The organism is Lacticaseibacillus salsurivasis (genome assembly GCF_036246225.1).
Lineage (GTDB): Bacteria > Bacillota > Bacilli > Lactobacillales > Lactobacillaceae > Lacticaseibacillus > Lacticaseibacillus salsurivasis.
This window is the reverse complement of sequence record NZ_BTTP01000007.1, coordinates 19,110-38,348: the sequence shown is the minus strand read 5'-3', so window position 1 is coordinate 38,348 and position 19,239 is coordinate 19,110. Positions and strand designations below refer to the sequence as shown.

At 54.4% G+C, this 19,239-nt stretch carries 13 protein-coding genes; 3 read left to right on the top strand and 10 right to left on the bottom strand.

Going from position 1 to position 19,239, the window contains the following annotated elements; translation table 11 throughout:
• Positions 1–342 precede the first annotated feature (342 nt).
• Positions 343–1,716, bottom strand: a complete 1,374-nt coding sequence (locus AAA927_RS06775; protein ID WP_338216910.1) for a glycoside hydrolase family 1 protein — start codon at positions 1,714–1,716, stop codon at positions 343–345.
• Positions 1,717–1,885: 169 nt separating this feature from the next.
• Here AAA927_RS06775 and AAA927_RS06770 point away from each other — a divergent pair, with 169 nt between their 5' ends.
• Positions 1,886–2,611 (top strand): GntR family transcriptional regulator, encoded by a 726-nt coding sequence (locus AAA927_RS06770; RefSeq protein WP_338216908.1) that lies wholly within the window; start codon positions 1,886–1,888, stop codon positions 2,609–2,611.
• 773 nt (positions 2,612–3,384) lie between these two features.
• On the opposite strand, the gene glgD is transcribed toward AAA927_RS06770, so the two are convergent.
• The 4 genes from glgD to AAA927_RS06750 all read right to left on the bottom strand — a co-directional run bounded on the left by glgD (position 3,385) and on the right by AAA927_RS06750 (position 8,696).
• Positions 3,385–4,563 carry a glucose-1-phosphate adenylyltransferase subunit GlgD gene (glgD, locus tag AAA927_RS06765; RefSeq protein ID WP_338216906.1) on the bottom strand — a complete coding sequence of 393 codons (1,179 nt, stop codon included), beginning with the start codon at positions 4,561–4,563 and terminating at the stop codon, positions 3,385–3,387.
• Positions 4,560–5,702 carry a glucose-1-phosphate adenylyltransferase gene (locus AAA927_RS06760; protein WP_338216904.1) on the bottom strand — a complete coding sequence of 381 codons (1,143 nt, stop codon included), beginning with the start codon at positions 5,700–5,702 and terminating at the stop codon, positions 4,560–4,562. Before AAA927_RS06760 ends, glgD begins: the two co-directional genes overlap by 4 nt.
• Before the next feature lie 190 nt (positions 5,703–5,892).
• The gene (locus AAA927_RS06755) at positions 5,893–6,723 is read right to left on the bottom strand and encodes a YitT family protein (protein WP_338216902.1); all 831 of its coding nucleotides are present in this window, start codon (positions 6,721–6,723) and stop codon (positions 5,893–5,895) included.
• 62 nt (positions 6,724–6,785) lie between these two features.
• On the bottom strand, positions 6,786–8,696 hold the full coding sequence (locus tag AAA927_RS06750; RefSeq protein WP_338216900.1) for a fructose-1,6-bisphosphatase: 1,911 nt from the start codon (positions 8,694–8,696) through the stop codon (positions 6,786–6,788).
• A 207-nt stretch (positions 8,697–8,903) separates the two neighbouring features.
• On the opposite strand from AAA927_RS06750, the gene spxB reads away from it, so the two are divergent.
• Both spxB and AAA927_RS06740 read left to right on the top strand, forming a co-directional pair.
• On the top strand, positions 8,904–10,724 hold the full coding sequence (gene spxB, locus AAA927_RS06745) for a pyruvate oxidase (protein ID WP_338216898.1): 1,821 nt from the start codon (positions 8,904–8,906) through the stop codon (positions 10,722–10,724).
• Positions 10,725–11,240: 516 nt separating this feature from the next.
• Complete coding sequence (locus AAA927_RS06740) at positions 11,241–12,059, top strand: alpha/beta hydrolase (RefSeq protein ID WP_338216896.1); 819 nt, start codon at positions 11,241–11,243, stop codon at positions 12,057–12,059.
• Positions 12,060–12,103: 44 nt separating this feature from the next.
• On the opposite strand, the gene AAA927_RS06735 is transcribed toward AAA927_RS06740, so the two are convergent.
• The 5 genes from AAA927_RS06735 to AAA927_RS06715 form a co-directional block, all read right to left on the bottom strand.
• A complete protein-coding gene (locus AAA927_RS06735) occupies positions 12,104–14,191 on the bottom strand; it encodes an ATP-dependent Clp protease ATP-binding subunit (RefSeq protein WP_338216894.1) in 2,088 nt (695 codons plus the stop codon).
• A gap of 888 nt (positions 14,192–15,079) precedes the next feature.
• Positions 15,080–15,889: an ABC transporter ATP-binding protein gene (locus AAA927_RS06730; protein WP_125580080.1), complete on the bottom strand. Its 810-nt coding sequence runs from the start codon at positions 15,887–15,889 to the stop codon at positions 15,080–15,082.
• Positions 15,889–16,788 (bottom strand): ABC transporter permease, encoded by a 900-nt coding sequence (locus AAA927_RS06725; protein ID WP_338216890.1) that lies wholly within the window; start codon positions 16,786–16,788, stop codon positions 15,889–15,891. The genes AAA927_RS06730 and AAA927_RS06725 overlap by 1 nt, the downstream gene beginning before the upstream one ends.
• A 35-nt stretch (positions 16,789–16,823) precedes the next feature.
• Positions 16,824–17,777, bottom strand: coding sequence for an ABC transporter substrate binding protein (locus AAA927_RS06720; RefSeq protein WP_338216888.1), 954 nt, complete (start codon positions 17,775–17,777; stop codon positions 16,824–16,826).
• Positions 17,778–18,189: 412 nt separating this feature from the next.
• On the bottom strand, positions 18,190–19,161 hold the full coding sequence (locus tag AAA927_RS06715) for an ABC transporter substrate binding protein (RefSeq protein ID WP_338216886.1): 972 nt from the start codon (positions 19,159–19,161) through the stop codon (positions 18,190–18,192).
• Between the last annotated feature and the right edge of the window lie 78 nt (positions 19,162–19,239).

The following is a 19,239-nucleotide window of genomic DNA, read 5'->3' as shown; positions in this document are numbered from 1 at the left end:
GTTCTCGATTAGCCAATGTAAAACGTCCTCTGTGCCCGAACACCCATGGTAACGGCCACTCTGCTCGCAGCAGCAAAACCATAGCGGTAATTTCGCTATCGAGCGGGGGCAGGTACGGCAGGCAGAGGGGTAAAAGTGGTCCTGCTGTGAAACGAAAAATACGGTAAGACTGCGCTTTTAGCAGGCTTACCGTATTTTTCGGGGACAATCCGGAGACTCGAAGGCGAGCACAGCGAGTCGAGGCTCCGGATTGAGGGCCGAGACCTTGGCTCGGCCCGGCCCCACTGCAGGGCCACTTTTGGCCCCGGCGCCTGCTGTGCCTGCCCCCGCGGCCCTAGTCAATTAGTCAAGTTGGGCGCCGTTGGAAGCAATGACTTGTTTGAACCAAGCGTAAGACTTCTTTGGAATGCGCTTGAGGTCACGCAAGTCAGTGTTGGTGCGGTTGACATAGACCATACCGTAGCGCTTGTCCATGTTGCCGCTAGAACTAGGAATATCAATCAGGCCCCAGCCGAGGTAGCCAATGACATCCACGCCATCTTGATACACGGCATCCTTGAGCGCCTGAATGTGGACGCGATGATAGTCAATCCGGTAATCATCCTGAATTTCTTTGCCGGTATAGGTTTCGCGAATGCCAATCCCATTTTCGATGGGGAACATTGGCAGGTGATACTGGTTATAGACCTTGGTCAAAATATCGCGGAAGCCAAGGGGATCGATGTTCCAGCCCCATTCGTTCACGCGCAAGCCTGGCACTGGTTCGCCGCCATAGTCCAGGTACTGGTTAGGAATGGTGTTGACTGGCACCTTGTCGGAGTTGATTTGGTCACTGCGGTAATAGCTGAAGGCGAAGAAGTCACTCTTCAGCGCCGCAAAGCTGGCCTTGTCTTCCTCGGTGAAGTCCATGTCGATGTCATGGGTTTTGACGAAATTCATCACTTCGGTGGAGTAGTGACCAGACGTGAAGACGTCAATCAAATTCTTGTTCAAAAATTCATCCAGCTGACGGGCATACATGATGTCCAGCGGCTTGGAGCTGGCAGGATACACTTCGCTGTAGGCCAACATGCCGCCGATTTTGGCCTCGGAATGCGCATGCAGGTAGTTGGCCACGCCGGCATGGGCAGCCATCACATGGTGGCTGATGGTGTAAAGCGCATTGGTGCTGCGTTCACCGTTTAAATCACCGGCAATGCGGTAGGCGTCGGACATGAAGTACAGGTTTTGTTCATTGAAGGTAATCCAATACGGCACCCGATCAGCAAATTCGTCGACCATTTTGGCGCCGAAGCGAATGAAAGCCTCAACGACATGGCGACTGGCAAAGCCGTTATACTTTTCAGCCAGCGCCAGCGGCATATCGAAGTGATACAGACAAATCATTGGGGTGATGCCGGCCTTAATCAACTTGTCGATCAAGTCGGAATAGAACTTGATACCTTCTTCGTTGAAGTCGCCATCCCCAGTTGGGCACACGCGACTCCAGGAAATTTGGAACCGATAGCAGTTCATGCCTTGATTGGCCATCAGCGCAATATCTTCGTCATAGCGGTGGTAGTCATCAACGGCGACGTGCCAGTCGGAAGCGTCCTTAGTGGCTGGCCGTACGTCATATACTGATTTGCCTTTGCCGCCTTCATCCCAGGCGCCTTCGGTTTGCATACTGGAGGTCGAATTCCCCCACAAAAATCCTTTTGGCAATGCTTGACTCATGAGCTACATCCTCCTATCTTGTATTCGCTACCATTGTGCCATGTCTTCCCGGAAAATAAAAGCCTTTTCTTTTAAAAAGTATATACATATTTTTCTCGTGGATTGTTTTGCCGGTTAAGTACGGTACAATAGAAACGACAAGTCGGCTCAGGCCCAAGGAGGGGTTCCGATGTACAAATATCAACAAATTGCTAATCAACTGCGCCAGGCCTTCACCACCGGGGCTTATGCGCCGGGTGCGATGCTCCCCGACCAAGAGGCGCTGGCCAAAACGTATAACACCACGCGCATCACCATTCGCAAAGCCTTGCAGCTGCTGATTGTGGAAGGCGTCGTTTATTCCAAGCGCGGCTCAGGCACTTTTTTGCGGAAAGACTTCAAGCCTGATGACGGCGCGGCTCGCACCACCATTGATGATCCACTCGGTACCACCGCTACGCAGCGCGGACACCAGGTCACAAGCAAGGTGCTGGAATTTGCCGCCCGCATGCCAGCTCCGGATGAACAAGAAGCCCTGCTCATTGGCGCCAGCGACCCGGTTTATGTTATTCGGCGCGTGCGCTATGTCGATGGCAAGATTTTTTCCTATGAGCACACCATCATGCCCACCAAAGTCATCGTGCTGACGGAAGCGATGCTGGAAGGCTCGATTTACCGCCAGCTCCACGAAGCCGGCATCCGCGTCGCCGGCTCTCACCGCCGGGTCTACGCGATTAAAGCAACCGCCGATGACGTTGAAGCCCTTGGCGCCAAGCTAAACGACCCGGTGCTGGTCATCAAGCAAACGAGCTACACCGACGAAGGCGAGCCGTTCGAATACTCCGAAAGCCACTTCCCGTACGCAACCAGTAGCGTCATCGCCGATGTCGAAATCGACCCCCTGAACCAAGGCTAATGGTGTAACGGCCAGGCGTTTCGCCGGCGGTGAGCTCCGCTTGGCGGGGGCGCTGGCTGTGCGGCCGGTCCGAGCCAAAGACCGGTCTCGAACCTAAAGTTGAAGCCAGCCTCGCTTTGCTCGATGCTGTCTCCAACTTTGCCGCGATTAGCTCTGGGAAGCCCGGTGCCAAAAACGCGCCGGTCTTCCTGTCGCTAATCGATTCACCGCCAGTCCGCCGCCAAGCTCCGCCCACCACCATCGAAACGCCTTCCACAGGTGCACAGCTCATCGCTGTTTTAGTCGATAGTACGACTGATTAGATACACCATTCGCTAACTGGGCAACAATTATCATGACAAATCACTAGGACAATTTAGCTATAGAACTATATAGAGATAAGATGGCATCCCACCGCCTTATCTCTTTTACTATCCGTATGCAGACGAGCATTCAACGCAAGGGCAGAGCTATTCGGCGCGATTCTCCCCAGTCACCCGCTATCTAGCGGGGTGCGGTGGTGGACGGAGCTTGGGGCGTGAGGCCAGCAGTGAAACGATGACGACTAGTCAAACTGCGGTTTTTGCAGGTTGACCAGTCGTTATCGCGGCAGTTTTGAAGACGCACAGGAGCGCCAGCGACTGCGGCTTCAAAACTAGGTTGGAGACCGCTCTTTGGCTCCAACCGGCCGCACCGCAAGCCTCGCGCCTCAAGCGGAGCCCACCGCCGCCGCACCCCGCGGCCCGTATCAAAAATGCCTCGGTTCATTATGAGCCGAGGCATTTTTAATCCGATTAGGCTTGGGTCGCCGCGGTTTGCGGAATGTCAGCGGTAGAGAGGATGGTTTGGTTCTTGCCGATGACCAGCGGCTGGTCAGGCGTGCCGGCTAGGGTTAGGTTCGGTCCGATGACGACGCCTTTGTCCAAAATCACGTTGCTCAACTTGGAACCATTAGCGATTTTGCCGCCTTGCATGATCACACTGTTGTCCACGGCAGCGCCTTGGTGCACCACCACACTGCGGAAAATGACGCTGTGGTTGATCTGGCCTTCGATGTACGACCCCGTACCGAGCAAACTGTTTTCGACTTTGGCGGTGCGCGCGAAGAAGGTTGGCACCTCGTTTTTGCTCTTGGTCAGCACTGGCACCGCCGAGAACAACAACGCCTGGTAATTCGCCTCATCCAGCATCCCCAGTGAATAGTCGAAATACCGCTGTAGCGAGGTAATGCGGGCCAAATAGCCGGTGTACTCAAAGGCATTGGCGTTGTTGGCGACCACGTAATCTCGCAGCAACGCCGGCAGCGGCCGGAAGGTATCGTTCTCAGCTGCGGCATCCAAAATATCAATCAAATCCGGCGTCGCCAGCAAATAGGTATCCATAAAACTCGGCACCTTGCCATCGGCGTCAGCTGGTTCGCGCCGGGCCTCAGTCGGCACCACCGCGCTGGCCGTGCCTTGCTCCGATAAAGTCAGCGTCCAATCGCTCGGCGCCATTTCCGCTTCGGCCAGCTTCTTATACACGACGGTCACCGGGGCATCACCGGCTTGGTGATAAGCCAGCACCGCGGCCAAATCGACCGACGCCACATTGCGACTGCCAATGATCACGGTGTAAGGCGCCCCACTGCGCCGCAAGAAGGTCGTGTAGTCGTCAAAATAGCGATGCCGCAGCTGCGAGTCGGAATAATCCCGCGTGGCCATGTACGGAAACATGAACACGCCGCCTTGAATCAGGTCCAAATTCCAGGATGAACCGTCCCGGACATGATCTTGTACCGAGCGAGCAGAACGCGGCATAAACAACGCCACACTGTGCACCCCGGCATGTGCCACCGCACTCAGCGGAAAATCCAACAACCGGTAACGCCCAGCAAACGGTAAGGTGCCGACTGGCCGGTAAGCAGTCAGTGGGCGCAAGGCATCATCCTCCTCGTTCAAGTCGATGATGGCTGCCATTTCTCCTTGAGTCATGCTTTCTCCTTTCTGCCGACGACTTCGCCGTAGCCAACTACGGCAATGTTTTCAGCGTCACCAAGCACATCACCGTTATCGCCCACCACGGCATTTTCGCCGATGATGGCATGGTCGATGTGCACATTTTTGCCAATGACAGCATTCGGCATAATCATCGAGTCCACGATTTGAGCGCCTTCACCGACTTTGACATTTTGGCTCAACACGCTGTGGGTCACGGTGCCGGCGATGTACGAGCCATCTGTCACCATCGACTGCGTGACATGCGCCGCCTTGGTCAAAAACATCGGCGGCAGCGCCTCAGCCTGAGAGAAGATCCGCCAATTGCGGTCGGCAATGTGCAGGCTGTTATTCGGCGACAGAAATTCCATGTTGGCTTGCCACAGCGACGCAATCGTCCCGACGTCTTTCCAATAGCCTTGGAAGGCATAGGCGTATGTCGGTTCGTTATGTGCCAGGTAAGCCGGAATTACATCATGGCCAAAGTCTTCCAAGGTGCCATCAGTGGCGTAGCTTTCCGATAGGTACCGACGCAAGGTGGGCCAATCAAAAATGTAAATGCCCATCGAGGCCAGATTCGACTTGGGCGCCTCGGGTTTTTCCTCAAAGGCGATGATGCGGTCAGTGTCGTCGGTGTTCATGATGCCAAACCGCGGTGCCTCGGCCATGGGCACTGGCATCACCGCCACGGTCAAGGCGGCATGTTTAGCCTTGTGGGCGCGCAGCATTTTGGCGTAATCCATTTTGTAGATATGATCACCAGACAACACTAATAGGTACTGCGGATCATAAGCATCGATGTAAGCAATGTTTTGGTATATCGCATGGGCGGTCCCTTCAAAAAACTTCGCCCCTTCGCTGGAAGCGTAGGGCTGCAAAATGGTGACACCGGCGCCGGTTTCGTTCAAACCCCAGGCGCCGCCATTTTGAATGTGGCGATTGAGTTCCAGCGGCTCGTACTGGGTGATGACCCCCACGGTATTAATGCCGGAATTGCTCAAGTTGCTCAACGTAAAATCAATAATGCGATAACGCCCACCGAAAGGTACCGAGGGCTTGGCTGTCGTTTTGGTTAGCTTGCCTAAGCGCGTTCCCTGCCCCCCGGCAAGTATCATCCCCAACATTTCCGTGCTCATTTTGCTCCTCCTCGGCCGCAGTAGCGGCTCCCTCCTAACTTGCCCGTCAATAAAGCGTTCTCAATTTTCTTTGTCAAGCCACCACCCCGTTTTCTCACGGAGAGCGTAGCACGGAATAAGGTAAAAACCTATCAATAAGCCTTGGCGCACAACAAAAAAGCCGTCCCAAAATTGGACGACTGCAACTGGTTTAATTGAGCGAGCCACCATGCACCTCGGTGGCTTCCACTGCCAAGATAAACGCTGCGGCATCGAGTTGGTGAATCTGGTCGATCAACGCGCGGAAGTTGGTTTGCTCCACCACCACCATCAGCATTTCCTGCGGCTGACCGGAAAAACCGCCTAGCACTTGATGAATGGTCAGGCCATAATCGCCCGTCGCGGTCAGCGCCTGCTTCAGGGCGGGTAGCTGACTGCTCATGACATACACGGCTTTTTTACGGTCCAGCCCGGTTTCAACGTAATTCATCACCAGACTGCTCAGGCCCACGGCGAACACGGCCAAGATAAAGGCTTCCAGCCCGGCCACTGGAATGTTGAGCAAGCAGATCACAAAATCAATGGCGAACAACCCGACTGCCGGTTTGACGTTGAAATATTTTTTGAAAATCAGTGGCGGCACCGTGGTCCCGCCGCTGGAAGCGTCGATGCGGTAATTCAGCGCCACCCCGACGGCAAAAATCACACTCCCGACCATCACCGCGAGCAGCCGATCTTCAACAATCATGCGCTGCGGCGTCAGGGCCAAGAGCACCGGTAGCAAGATACTGCCGGCCAGAATGCGGCGAAACGTCCCGCGGCCCAGTAGCCACCAGGCCAGCGCCAGCATTACGGCATTCACTGCCAAAGTCGTGGCGCTTAAAGGAATGCCCACCAGCTCTTGCACAATGATGGCCAGACCAGTCGCGCCCCCAGCCGCCACGCCATGCGGGGCGTAGAACAAATTGATACTGATGGCGATCAGTTCCAGGGCCACCAGCATGATCAGGCCGCGCTTAAGGGTGGGTTTAAGTTTGGGCATGGCGTTCCTCCTTTGGTCAGGTCGTTAACTGTTAGCTTATATAACTACTCTACCAAAGATTATCATTGTCCGCTAGTTAGCCGTTGCAGGCGCGCTTTGAGCAAGCAGATTTGGACTTGCAGCTGATGGCCAATATCCGTTTCCGCCACGGTTCGCCGCCGCGCTTCGGTTTCCACCACCCGCCTGGTCGACACAATGTCGGTCAGATGCGCAATCGCATCTTGGCGCGAAACAAACGGTTGATGCGCCACCAGTTGCATTCCATAGGAATTGTCCAGCAAGGTGTAGCCGCCAATGCCAGTGGTTTTCTGGTAGGGCCTTGAGAAGCCCCCATCGATCACGAGCATCTGGCGATTGGCCATGATGGGCGAATTGCCTTTTTTCACTGGGGTGTGGCCGTTAATGACATGCCCGCGCTCACCGTCCAGCCCAAACGTCCTTAGCAATTTTTGGACAAATGCCTGCTCATGACGCAATCGATAGTAAGGATTGGGATGTTCATTATGCGCCGCTTTATCGTCGATGAAATAGCGTTCAAAGGTGGTCATTTTCTGTTTACCAAACAGCGGTGAGTACGGGCCAGTCCATAAATACCACAGCAAATCGTTGGCTAAACTACCAGGCTCCGGATTTTGGTAGGCTTTAACCAGATTAGTGCCGAGCAGATCAAACAACGCCGCCCCCCGATAGGTCTTGCCGGCCAGGGTTAACCCGACAAACTCACCGGCCTCATCGACTGGCACACAGCCGTGAATCAACAGGTTACCATTAGTTTTGCGGTACATGCTGCCATTTTCGACCAAGAAGTCCATGTGGCGATGCAACTTTTCCGAATGAATGAATGCCTGTACTAGTTGATCAATCACCGACTGTTCCATTGCGGTCAGCCGGTATGGATCCGCCGGGTCGACCAGGTCAAAGCAGCCATTCGTGAGTGCATAGGTCTGGCCGTCAATCGTGATGCTCTGGCGGTCCGAGCTAAGCTTGTCCAGGAGCAAACGGTCCGCCATGCCAAATTCTGGGCGCCGCTTGATCACTGGGCCTTCCAGTTTCAGTTGAATGATCAAAATGGCCTGGTGAATCTGGGTAATGGCACGCCGCTCGCCCTCGCTGAGCGTGGTGCCAGCGGGGACTTTCGGTTGAAACGCAGGATTGTCCCCATCATAGCGCTCCCCCAGCTGGGCGAGGTGGCGCAGGTTGATGCCATAAGTGTCTTCCAAAATATCCAAGTTCGCATAGCGGGCGCAGATTCGCACCAAGTTCGCGATATTCAGCGCCGAACCAGCGGCCCCACCAAGCCATAAAATATCATGATTACCCCACTGGAAATCGACATGCCCGCGGCGCATCAACGCCTCAACCACCCGGTGCGGCGCCGGCCCCCGATCGTAAATATCACCGATAATGTGAATTTGATCCACCGTTAGTTGCTGGATGGTGTGCGCAGTGGCCTCAATCCAGGCCGTCACCTGCCCCAGGCCAATCAGATTTTGAATGATGGCCCAGTAATAGGCCCGCTTATCTGCCGCTTGCGGGTCGTTGAACAAAAGCTCTTCGGTAATATACACGAACTCTGGCGCCAAGGCTTTGCGCACCTTCGAGCGGGTGTACTTCGTCGCAGTGTACGCCAACAGTTGCGCCAGCCGCAGCGCCTGGTCGCGGTACCATTGTTCCAGCTCGGCTGGCGCCAGCGCAGCCTGGGCGCGCGCCACCATTTCGCTGGGATAATAGACCAAAAAGGCAAACTGCTGGCGGGTTTGCTCGGTCATTTGGCCGCCAAAACATTCACTGATTTTCGTTTTGACATTGCCGCTGCCATTGCGCAAGACATGGGAAAACGCATCGTACTCCCCGTGAATGTCACTCATGAACGCTTCGGTGGGCTTCGGCAAATTCAAAATAGCACTTAAGTTGATCAACTCGGTGGTGATAGCTGGCACCGTCTGAAACGGCGCCGTGGGATCCTGGCTCATGCTCTGCCTCCTCTGTCATTTCGACTATGCGTTTGACTGTAGCACAGAACCAGCCGTAATTAAAACGTTGTCATTCGGCTTGAAGACTTCTTAATCGTTGTATTACTTTTTTGAATTATCTGTTGTAATCGGTTTCAATTCGTGATACATTGTGAGCGTGATAGTTGTAGACAACTAAATAACACCACATACAAGGAAGTGCTCATCATGACAAACACCACGCCAGCCAGCGTCGCCATGCTTAAAGTGATTGAAGCTTGGGGCGTTAAACATATTTTCGGTTACCCCGGCGGTTCTTTTAATTCCACGATGTCTGCGTTGGAACAGGAAAAAGAACGCCTTCAATACATCCAGGTCCGCCATGAACAAGTGGGCGCGTTAGCCGCCGCGGCTGACGCCAAGCTGACCGGCAAAATTGCGGTCACCTTCGGCTCCGCCGGCCCTGGTGCCACCAATCTGCTCACTGGGCTGTACGACGCCCGCGAAGACCACGCGCCGGTGCTGGCGCTGATTGGCCAGGTGCCACATGACAAAATGAACTACAACTTCTTCCAGGAATTCGACGAAAACCCGATTTTTGCCGATGTCTCCTGCTACTGCCGCACTGTCATGACGCCAGAAAGCCTGCCTTATGTCGTGGACAAAGCCATTCGTGAAGCCTACAAACACCGCGGCGTGGCGGTCGTCATCATCCCTAACGACTTCGGCTACGTGCAAATCCCTGATGTGCCCTACAAGAGCACCTCACCGACGGATAACAAGCCGCAGCCGGAACCAGCAGCCACCGATGAAGAAGTCGATCAGGTGCTGGCCATGCTCAAAACTGCCAAGCGGCCGGTTATTCACGTCGGCCGTGGCATTAAAAACGGCGGCGATCAGCTGATTGAACTATCTAAGAAGCTGCAAATTCCGCTGATTATGACCGGTTTGACCAAAGGCCTGCTGTCCGAAGATTACGAAGGCAACCTCGGCCCGGTTAACCGCGCTGGCTCCAAAGCTGCTAACGAAATCATGGACATTGCCGACTTAGTAATCGCCTTGGGCACGGACTTCCCATTTGCCAATAATGTCTATACCCGCCATGACTTCAAGTTCATTCAGGTCGATCATGACGAAGCGCAATTTGGCCGCCACCACTACCTCGACCTTGGCGTCTGGGCCAATGCTACTCAGTTTGTGAACAAGATGCTTGAGCGCAGCCAGCCAGAGCCAGCTTCCGCCTTTTTCCAAGCCGCTGTGGCGGACCAAAAGAACTGGCAGGCTTACCTCAAGAAGCTCGCCACGCGCGACACCGATCCGCTTGAATTCGAACCCGTCTACAACGAACTCAATCGCATCGCCAACGACCGCACCGTGGTGTCCTTGGACGTCGGTGACAACACCATCAACTTGCTGCGATACATGAACGTGAAGCCAACCAACAAGTGGGTTGTTTCTGCCTTGTTCGCCTCGATGGGCGCCGGCATCCCTGGCGCCATTGCCGGGGCGCTGAGTTTCCCTGACCGGCAAGTGGTGTCCATTTCTGGGGACGGGGCGTTCTCCATGGTCATGCAAGATCTGATCACCGAAAAGAAATACCACCTGCCAATTTTGAACATCGTTACTTCCAACACCACCTTAGGCTTTATCCGCGACGAGCAAGCTGATATTCCGGGCATGCATGATTACAGCGGCATTGACCTGGAAGACCAAGACTTTGTCAAAATCGCGGAGGGCATGGGCGTCGAAGGCGTCACTGTGACTAAGAGCGACGATTTAAAGGCCGCTTTTGATCAAGCAGCGGCCGTGCTCGCCGCCGGCCGGCCTTTTGTCATCAATGCCAAAATCACCTTGAAGCGTGGATTCCCAGTTGAAGCGCTGAAAGTTGCAATCAAAGATGGCCGCGTGGTCGAAACCGTCGATCCGGCGTTCAACGCCAATGACGTTGAGCACCATGTCGATGACCTCCAAGGCCTGTTCGATTACTACGACGGTGAGGAACTCAAACCGCTGCAGCACTTTCTCGATGAAGCGCAGGTCACCCTCTAGTCGCATTCCTTATCACAGTTACCTTCTACTTTTGCCGAAGCAGAATTCGCGCCGCCTGGCCAAGTGCCAGACGGCGTTTTTTGAATCTAGGCTGCGAACAAAGGCGGGCTTAGCCCGACAGCCAGCCTAGCTCAAGGCCTTGCCGCCTGTTTTTGGCGTCGAGGCCTTGGGCGTAGCTGGATGCTCGGGCGGTGCCTTGGCGAGCGCAACTATTGAGGCTGCAAGCAAAGGCAGGGTTAGCCAGATGGCCAGGATAGTCGCGCTGCGCGAGGCCAACGCCGGAGTGGATTGATCAGTCTGTAGCGCAAAGCGCGTACAGACTGACATGCGGCAGCAGCTACGCCTGGAGCCTCACCGCCCAAAAGCGGCGGCAAGGCTTCAGGCTAGGCTACCCATCCGGCTAAGACCGGCCTCGCTCCGCAGCCTGAATCGCAGCCTGCCTTACAACATTGTTATTTGCCGCTGCCTAATTCTTCCACTAGACTGGAAGTAATTTCAGAAAAGAGGCGCAGGTCAATGACAAAAGGATGGTGGGTCATTTTACTCGCGCTCATCAGCTTCGGGCTGGCGCCGCAAACTGTGCACGCCAGCGTTCAGCGGCAGGTGCCGACGCTGTATTTGCATGGGCATCATGGTGGCCCCAATTCAATGGTGCCGCTGATGACCGCCGCCCAGCGCACGGATCATGCCACCGCGGTCGTGACCGCGACGGTTGACGGTGATGGCCACGTCCATCTCGAAGGCGACTGGCCAGTCGCCACCCATCGGCCGCTGATCAAAATCGTCTTCAAAAATAATCGTACGTTGAATTACCATCGCATTGCCGACTGGCTCCGCAACGTGATTGAAAAGCTGCAAAGCCGTTACCAAATCACCAAGTTTAATATCGTGGCTCACAGCTTGGGCAACGCCGCCGTCCTGTTTTATGAGCTTCGGTATGGTGACGTACCTGGGCTACCGAAGCTGCAGCGCTATGTGGCCATCGCTGCTAACTTCAATGGCGTGCCAGGGGTGCACCACTTACGCCGGCAACATCACCTTGGCCCTGACGGTCGGCCGCCGTGGTTTGCTCCGGATTTTCGCCGGGCCTTACGAATGCGGCGGCATTTTCCAGTCAACCAAGTCGATGTGCTGAACATCTACGGCAACATCGGCGACGGCACCTACTGGGATGGCAAAGTGCTCAATGTCTCCTCCCGTTCGCTGAAGTACTTACTCGGCCGGCGCTTACGCACCTATCGCACGTTGCCGATCTATGGTCCCCAAGCCCAACATAGCCTGCTACGATATAACCTGGAAGTCGCAGGCGCGACAAATCACTTTCTTTGGCCATAACAAAAGCGGCACTCCTCAACTTTTTTGAGGGGTGCCGCTTTGCCTTACGCTGCTTGAATGACAATCTTGTCGTCGACCAGCGTGGCCTTGAGGGCCTTGTCATCTGGATGATCCAGGTAATGGTCGGTAACCTGATCGCGGATATTTTGTTCAATCACCCGCCGCAATGGCCGCGCGCCCATCGCTTCATCATAACCCTGGTTAATCAACCAGTCCTTGGCTTCGGGGGTCACAGTCAAAGTGAGCCCTTTCTTCGCTAGCGTGGTGTCAACATCGCTGAGCATCAAATCCACGATTTTACCCAAGTCATCCTTGGACAGGTGGCTGAACTCGACAATGCCGTTGAACCGGTTGAGAAATTCTGGCCGGAAGTAAGGTGCCAGCCGCTTCATCAAATCCTGATCCGCATCCTTTTGGCCAGTCAAAGCTTCATTGCCAAAACCAGCGTTCGAGGTCGCGATAATCACGGTATTCTTGAAATCGACCACGTTGCCTTGGCCATCGGTCAGACGGCCGTCATCCATCACCTGCAGCAGCAGGGTCAGCACTTGCGGATCCGCCTTTTCGATTTCATCCAGCAACACAATCGCATAAGGGTTGCGCCGCACTTGCTCGGTCAAGGTATTACCGTTATCTTCATAGCCAACATAGCCGGCAGAAGTCCCAATCAGCTTGGAGACCGCCGTCCGGTCGCTATATTCGGACATATCAAGGCGAATAATCGCCTCTTTGCTGCCAAACAGATCCAGCGCCAACTGCTTGGCCAGCTCCGTCTTGCCGACCCCGGTCGGGCCGACAAACAGGAAGCTGCCAATTGGCCGGTTGCCTTCGTCAAAGCCAGCGCGGTTGCGACGAATGGCCCGGGCCACCATATCCACGGCTTCATCTTGGCCAATGACTTTCCCCTTCAGGCGCTTGCCAATGTTCTTCAAGCGTTCAATGTCGCTGGCGCCCATTTGCGCCACAGGAATCCCGGTCAAGCGTTCGACTGCCTGCGCCACATCATCTGGCGTAGCGACGACGGGCTTCTCTTCGCTGGTGTCATTCTTCTTGGTTTCCAAATCAGCAATTTGCTGCTTCAACTTAGCGGCTTGTTCGAAGTCCTCGGCCTTAGCCGCCGCGTCTTTCTGGGCATTCAAGTCCTTGAGCTGCTTCTCCAAAGTGACTTTATCCACCACTGGATGCTTGGCGGCCAGATGTGCCGCGGTCATATCAATCAGGTCAATGGCCTTATCTGGCAACGACCGCTGCGGAATATACTGCATGGAATAGTCCACCGCCGCCTTCAGCACATTATCTGGCAGTTCAACATTGTGGTGCTTTTCGTACAGGCCCTTGACGCCTTGCAAAATCTGGAGCGTGGTTTCCGGGCTCGGTTCATTGATGGTAACATCATTGAACCGGCGCGCCAACGCCGCATCCTTCATGATGGTATTACGATATTCATCTTGCGTGGTGGCCCCGATCACGGTAATTTCACCGCGGGAAAGCGCCGGCTTGATGATATCCGCCAAGCCCTTGCTGCCATCTTCGCCGCCAGTAGTGCCGGCACCGAGAATCTGATGAATTTCGTCAAAGAACAAGATAACATTGCCCTGCTTCTTGACGGCCTTGATCAAATCCTGAATGTTCTGTTCGAAAGAACCGCGATACTGGGTCCCAGCTTCCAGGCTCGACAAGTCGATAGAAACAATCCGCTTGTCACGAATGGCTTCAGGCACGTTGCCTTTCACAATGGCCTGCGCCAAGCCTTCAACGACAGCCGTTTTACCAACACCGGCATCCCCGACCAAAATCGGGTTATTCTTGGTCCGCCGACTCAGAATTTCAGCAGTTTCCTGAATTTCTTTGTCGCGACCAATCACTGGATCCAAGGTGCCAGCCTTAGCTTCCGCCGTTAAGTCACGGCCCAATTTGCCTAAAATATCTTGCTTTTGTGGTTTTTGTGCTTGCTGAGTGACCGGAATATCTTGCCCCTGCCCTGCTTGCGCTTGATACTGTGCGACTTCTTCCGGCGTCAATTCATGGCCATTAACGACATAGCGTGCCCGCCCATCGCCCATCTGGCGCATGACTTGGTTGAAAAAGTCATCCATATCATGATCAAAAAACGAATCTGAAAAATTAGCCATTATTATCCTTCCTCTCTGACGCATCGCCTGAGCCATGCGGACACGTTACTTCATCTCAGTAAACAAGGCGCAAAAACACCGCCAATGCGGCGGTGTTTGCTTCTCTATTCGACCGCACCGTTCGTCCGGCTCTTGTTTACATAATATATAATACCACCGTTTTAGCACTCGTGCAAGAAGAGTGCTAAAATTCTTGATTTCTTTTTCAAGGTTCCCGGCCGTGGGTTTGGCGATGGTGGGCTCCGCTTGGCGGTGGCTGGCTGTGCGGCCGGTCCGAGCCACAAACCGGTCTCGAACCTAAAGTAGAAGCCACCTTCGCTGGGCTCATTGGTGTCTTCAACTTTGCCGCGATTAGCTCTGGGAAGCCCAGCGCCAAACCCGCGCCGGTCTTCCTGTCGCTAATCGATTCACTGCCAGCCCCCACCAAGCTCCGCGCACCCTCACCAAACCCGCTCGATAACAGTCAACGCAATCAAGAAGCGCCATGACCACTATCACCGTATCATCTTGAAGAAATCCTAGTCTATCAAAAGGTTTTATCAAATTGCCTTTCACGTCGGATAAAACTTCAACGGGCTGACTCGGCGTGACCTACTGTTATCTAGCGGGTGCAGGTGGCGGTGGGCGGAGCTTGGGGCGCGTGGCTAGCCGTGAAACGATAACGACTAGTCAAACTGCGGGTTTTGCAGGTTGACCAGTCGTTATCGCGGCAGTTTTGAAGACGCACTGGAGCGTCAGCGACTGCGGCTTCAAAACTAGGTCCGAGACCGGTTTTCGGCTCGGACCGGCCGCACAGCAAGCCGCGCGCCCCAGGCGGAGCCCACCGCCACCGGCACCAGAGGCCGCCAACAAAAAAATCCCCACTCAATTGAGTAGGGATAAGTAGCACTAGCCAAGCAGAACGGCGTCATCGCTGAGTTCGTTGCCGCTTTGAGCCTTGAACAGGTCAAGCAGGTCGGGAATGGTCAGACCGTGCTTCTTTTCAGCCGGCAAATCGACGACGATGCGGCCATGGTCGAGCATGATCAGGCGGGTGCCGTACTTCAAAGCATCCTGCATGTTGTGCGTAATCATCAAGGTGGTGATGTGCTGAGCGGAAACGATTTGCTGCGTCAGGGCCATGACTGTCGCCGACGTCTGCGGGTCCAGCGCCGCTGTGTGTTCATCGAGCAGCAGCAGCTCTGGCAGGTTCAGCGTCGCCATCAGCAAAGTAATGGCTTGGCGCTGCCCGCCTGAGAGCAAGCCGATTTCGGCATCGAGGCGGTCCTCCAGCCCTAAGTTCAGGCTGGCCAGTTTTTCCTTCATCAAGGCCAAATCGTCGTGCTTCACGCCGCGCCGCCAGAAGTTGCGCCAGGTGCCGCGCTTGAGCGCCAGCGCCATGTTTTCCTTCACCGTGAGCAGCGGTGCCGTGCCGGAGCGCGGGTCCTGAAACACGCGTGAAATCAGCTGGGCACGTTTAGCCACGCTTTGATACGTGACGTCTTGGCCGGCAATTTTCACTTGGCCCTGGCTGATCGGCAGCGACCCAGCCACGCTGTTGAGCAAGGTCGACTTGCCGGCCCCGTTGCCGCCAATAATGGTGACGAATTCGCCGGGTTGCAAGGTCAACTCGATGTTCTTCAAGGCGTGATTCTCGTTGGGCGTGCCTTGTTCAAAATACTGATTCAAACGATGGATTTCTAAAGCTGGCTCTGTCATCAGTTATTCATCTCCCGTTTATTGGCGCGCCGCGCGCGGCTTTGTTTGATTTCCTTTTGCGCCAGCGGTAAGGCCAAGAAGACCACCAGCATCAGCGCGTAGAAGAGGCGCAGGTAATTCGGATCCACGCCGAGCTGCAAGACGCCGGCGATAATCAGGCGGTAAATAATGGCGCCGACAATGATCATCACTAGGCGCTTGCCGAAGCTGACATTGCGAATCAGGATTTCGGCAATGATAATCGCTGATAAGGCAATGACCAAGGTGCCAATCCCCATTGAGACATCCGCGAAGCCGTTGGTTTGAGCCATCAAACTCCCAGACAAAGCAATCAAGCCGTTGGACAGCATGTAAACGATGATTTTCATGTTGTCATTGTTGACCCCGTTGGCGGCGGCCATCGCTTGGTTGTCCCCCACGGCGCGAGCCGCCAAGCCCATTTCCGTGTTGAAAAAGAACACCAGCAGGCCGATGACAATGGCTAAAATCACCACCCCGATGACAATCGTGGTGATGGTGCTATCGCCGATGGTGGCCATCGTGAACACCGTTTTGATATCGGAAAGCAGTGACACATTCGCGGCTTTCATGATAAACAAGTTCACCGAGTACAAGCCGGTCATGGTCAAAATCCCGGTTAAAAGATCCGGAATTTTCAGCTTGGTGTGCAGCACGCCGGAGACAAAGCCAGCCGCCGCGCCGCCGCAAAACCCGAGCAGGGTGGCTAAAATCGGGCCGGTGCCCGAGACGAGCTGATGTGCGGTGATGGCAGCCCCTAAGGGAAAGCTGCCTTCAGCGGTCATATCAGCGATGTCGAGAATCCGGAACGTCAGATAAACCCCGATTGCCATGATGGCCCATAAAAAGCCGACTGAGATATTCGATACCAGGATGTCCATATTAACCTCCATTAACTAAGTGCTAAGAATGAGAACTATTTCACGTCTGCGTCGGTCAGGTTGAAGGCCTTCATCATTTTTTCGTTCTTGATGACCATGGTCTTGGCTGGTGCTTCAACTGGCAGATTTTTGACTTTTTTGCCTTTCAAAATCTTGATGGCGAGTTTGGCCGTTTGGCGGCCTAATTCTTTGTAGCTAATCCCGCGGGTAGCGACTCCACCGTCTTGCACCATCGTCGAAGCGGCACAAACGGCTGGGACATGCTTCTTCAGCGAGACCTTGGCGACCGTTGGCATCGCCGCGGCCACCGTGTTATCCGTGACCAAGTACATCGCATCGCACTTGCCGGCTAGCGTTTCGGTGGCAGCCTGCACATCATTCGTCGAGGCGACGGTGGTGGTAGCCACTTTCAGGCCCAATTGCTTGGCAACCTTGGTGGCGGACTTGATTTGCACCACCGAATTTTGTTCGGCGGCGTTATAGAGCAGACCCACGGTTTTGGTCTTAGGGAAGAGCTTGAGTAAGTATTTCATTTGCGCCTTGATGTCCACCATATCGGTGACGCCGGTGGCATTTTGGTCCGGCTGACTGGCGTTGGTGACCAGGCCTGCCGCTTTGGGATCAGTGACGGCGGTGAAGACCATCGGCGTGTCCTTATCAGCCTTAGCCAAGGCCTGTGCGGCGGGCGTAGCGATGGCCAAATTGACATCGTTTTTGTCCTGCTTTAGGCGCTGGCTCATGCTTTGCAAATTGGATTGGTCGCCTTGGGCATTGACGTAATCGATTTTGATTTTATCGCCGGTATAGCCTTCTTTAGCGAGTTCTTGTTCGAAGCCTTTGCGCGCATCATCCAGCGCGGTTTGGTTGATCAATTGCAAGATTCCGACCTTGACGGTTTTGGTCGCCTGCGCATTGGTTTTGCTGGAGCATCCTGCTAAGGTCAGTGCGAGAGCGGCGGCAAGGCCGATCAATGTGTGTTTCATTTTCATGTTGTTTTCCCCCTGGACGTCGACCTTCGGCTGGGACCGCGGCCAGCCCAGAATAGAAAAGGGCCAGCCATTTGAAATCATCCAAGTGACTGGCCCTTTTTTCCCGGGAAAAAGAAAAAGCCACATGGATGATTGCTACGATCCATGTGGCGGTTAATTGCACGTTAAGATGTGCCGGCCATCATGGATACAAACCCTGCGGTTTGCATCCATGATGCAAACCGCTATCCGAAAAAGCCGGCGAAAAATGTGTGATTAAGCTGTGTTGTCATTACTTGGTTCATGTTCAACACGTCCTTTACCCCAAAGATTAACCTTTGGTATGTAGATGAGAATACCGCTCATTCAACTAGGCGTCAAGGACAATTCGCTTATTTCACTGATCACCGGCGGGAAAACCTGGTGCCAAGCCTTATTCGACGGCCTTGGCCGCCTTTTCGACTTGCGCTTGGGTCAGGCCGAACAGCTTCATGCGCTTGGCATCGGTGACCAAAGTGGACTTGGCTGGCGCTTCAATCGCCAAATCAGACACTTTTTTGCCTTTCAAAATCTTCACCGCCAGTTTGGCCGTTTGCTTGCCCAGATCTTCGTAGTTGATGCCAACGGTGGCGACAGCTGCGGGTTTCACCATCGTGGCGTCGGCGGTGATCACCGGCACCTTTTTGGCTTCAGAGACCTTGCCGATGGTTGGCATCGCCGCCGCGGCGGTGTTGTCGGTTGGAATGTAAATCACATCCGCCTGGCTGGCCAAGGTTTCGGCGGCTTGTTGGACATCGTTGGTGGTAGCAGCGGTTTTAACCACGGCTTTCAGCCCCAATTTCGCGATTTCTTGCTTGGCGATTTTGATCTGGACCACCGAATTTTCTTCCGCAGCGTTGTACAACAGGCCAATCGTTTTCGCCTTCGGGAAGAGTTGGTGCGCAAAGTCGATTTGGCCTTTGACATCCACCATGTCGGTGACCCCGGTGGCGTTCTTATCAGGCGCCTTGGTTGAGGAAGTCAAGCCGGCAGATTTTGGATCGGTGATGGCGGTGAACACCATTGGCGTCTGGTTATCCGCTTTGGCCAAGGCCTGAGCGGCTGGCGTCGCAATGGCCAGGTTCAGGTCGTTTTTATCGCTTTTCAGCCGCGCCGACATGGAGCTCAGATTGCCTTGATCGCCTTGGGCATTCAAACTGTCAAATTTGATCTTAGCGCCTTTGTAGCCTTCTTTGGCCAGTTCTTCCTTGAAGCCTTTGTTGGCGGCATTCAAGGCGCTTTGGTCGATCAGTTGCAAGATCCCGACCTTGACGGTTTGCTTGTCACTACTTTTACTGCCACAAGCGGCTAAACTCAACGTCAGACTCAATGCGGCAACACCCATTAACATATGCTTGATTTTCATTTTGATTTCCTCCCAGAAATTGTTTGTGTGACGAAGGCAAAAACAGCCGGCCGCGAGGAATCTCCCACACGGCCGGCC

What these genes read in the sequence shown, in the direction of transcription:
- AAA927_RS06775 (WP_338216910.1), bottom strand. Translation starts at nt 1,716, where the DNA reads ATGAGTCAAGCATTGCCAAAAGGATTTTTGTGGGGGAATTCGACCTCC.
- AAA927_RS06770 (WP_338216908.1), top strand. Translation starts at nt 1,886, where the DNA reads ATGTACAAATATCAACAAATTGCTAATCAACTGCGCCAGGCCTTCACC.
- glgD (WP_338216906.1), bottom strand. Translation starts at nt 4,563, where the DNA reads ATGACTCAAGGAGAAATGGCAGCCATCATCGACTTGAACGAGGAGGAT.
- AAA927_RS06760 (WP_338216904.1), bottom strand. Translation starts at nt 5,702, where the DNA reads ATGAGCACGGAAATGTTGGGGATGATACTTGCCGGGGGGCAGGGAACG.
- AAA927_RS06755 (WP_338216902.1), bottom strand. Translation starts at nt 6,723, where the DNA reads ATGCCCAAACTTAAACCCACCCTTAAGCGCGGCCTGATCATGCTGGTG.
- AAA927_RS06750 (WP_338216900.1), bottom strand. Translation starts at nt 8,696, where the DNA reads ATGAGCCAGGATCCCACGGCGCCGTTTCAGACGGTGCCAGCTATCACC.
- spxB (WP_338216898.1), top strand. Translation starts at nt 8,904, where the DNA reads ATGACAAACACCACGCCAGCCAGCGTCGCCATGCTTAAAGTGATTGAA.
- AAA927_RS06740 (WP_338216896.1), top strand. Translation starts at nt 11,241, where the DNA reads ATGACAAAAGGATGGTGGGTCATTTTACTCGCGCTCATCAGCTTCGGG.
- AAA927_RS06735 (WP_338216894.1), bottom strand. Translation starts at nt 14,191, where the DNA reads ATGGCTAATTTTTCAGATTCGTTTTTTGATCATGATATGGATGACTTT.
- AAA927_RS06730 (WP_125580080.1), bottom strand. Translation starts at nt 15,889, where the DNA reads ATGACAGAGCCAGCTTTAGAAATCCATCGTTTGAATCAGTATTTTGAA.
- AAA927_RS06725 (WP_338216890.1), bottom strand. Translation starts at nt 16,788, where the DNA reads ATGGACATCCTGGTATCGAATATCTCAGTCGGCTTTTTATGGGCCATC.
- AAA927_RS06720 (WP_338216888.1), bottom strand. Translation starts at nt 17,777, where the DNA reads ATGAAAATGAAACACACATTGATCGGCCTTGCCGCCGCTCTCGCACTG.
- AAA927_RS06715 (WP_338216886.1), bottom strand. Translation starts at nt 19,161, where the DNA reads ATGAAAATCAAGCATATGTTAATGGGTGTTGCCGCATTGAGTCTGACG.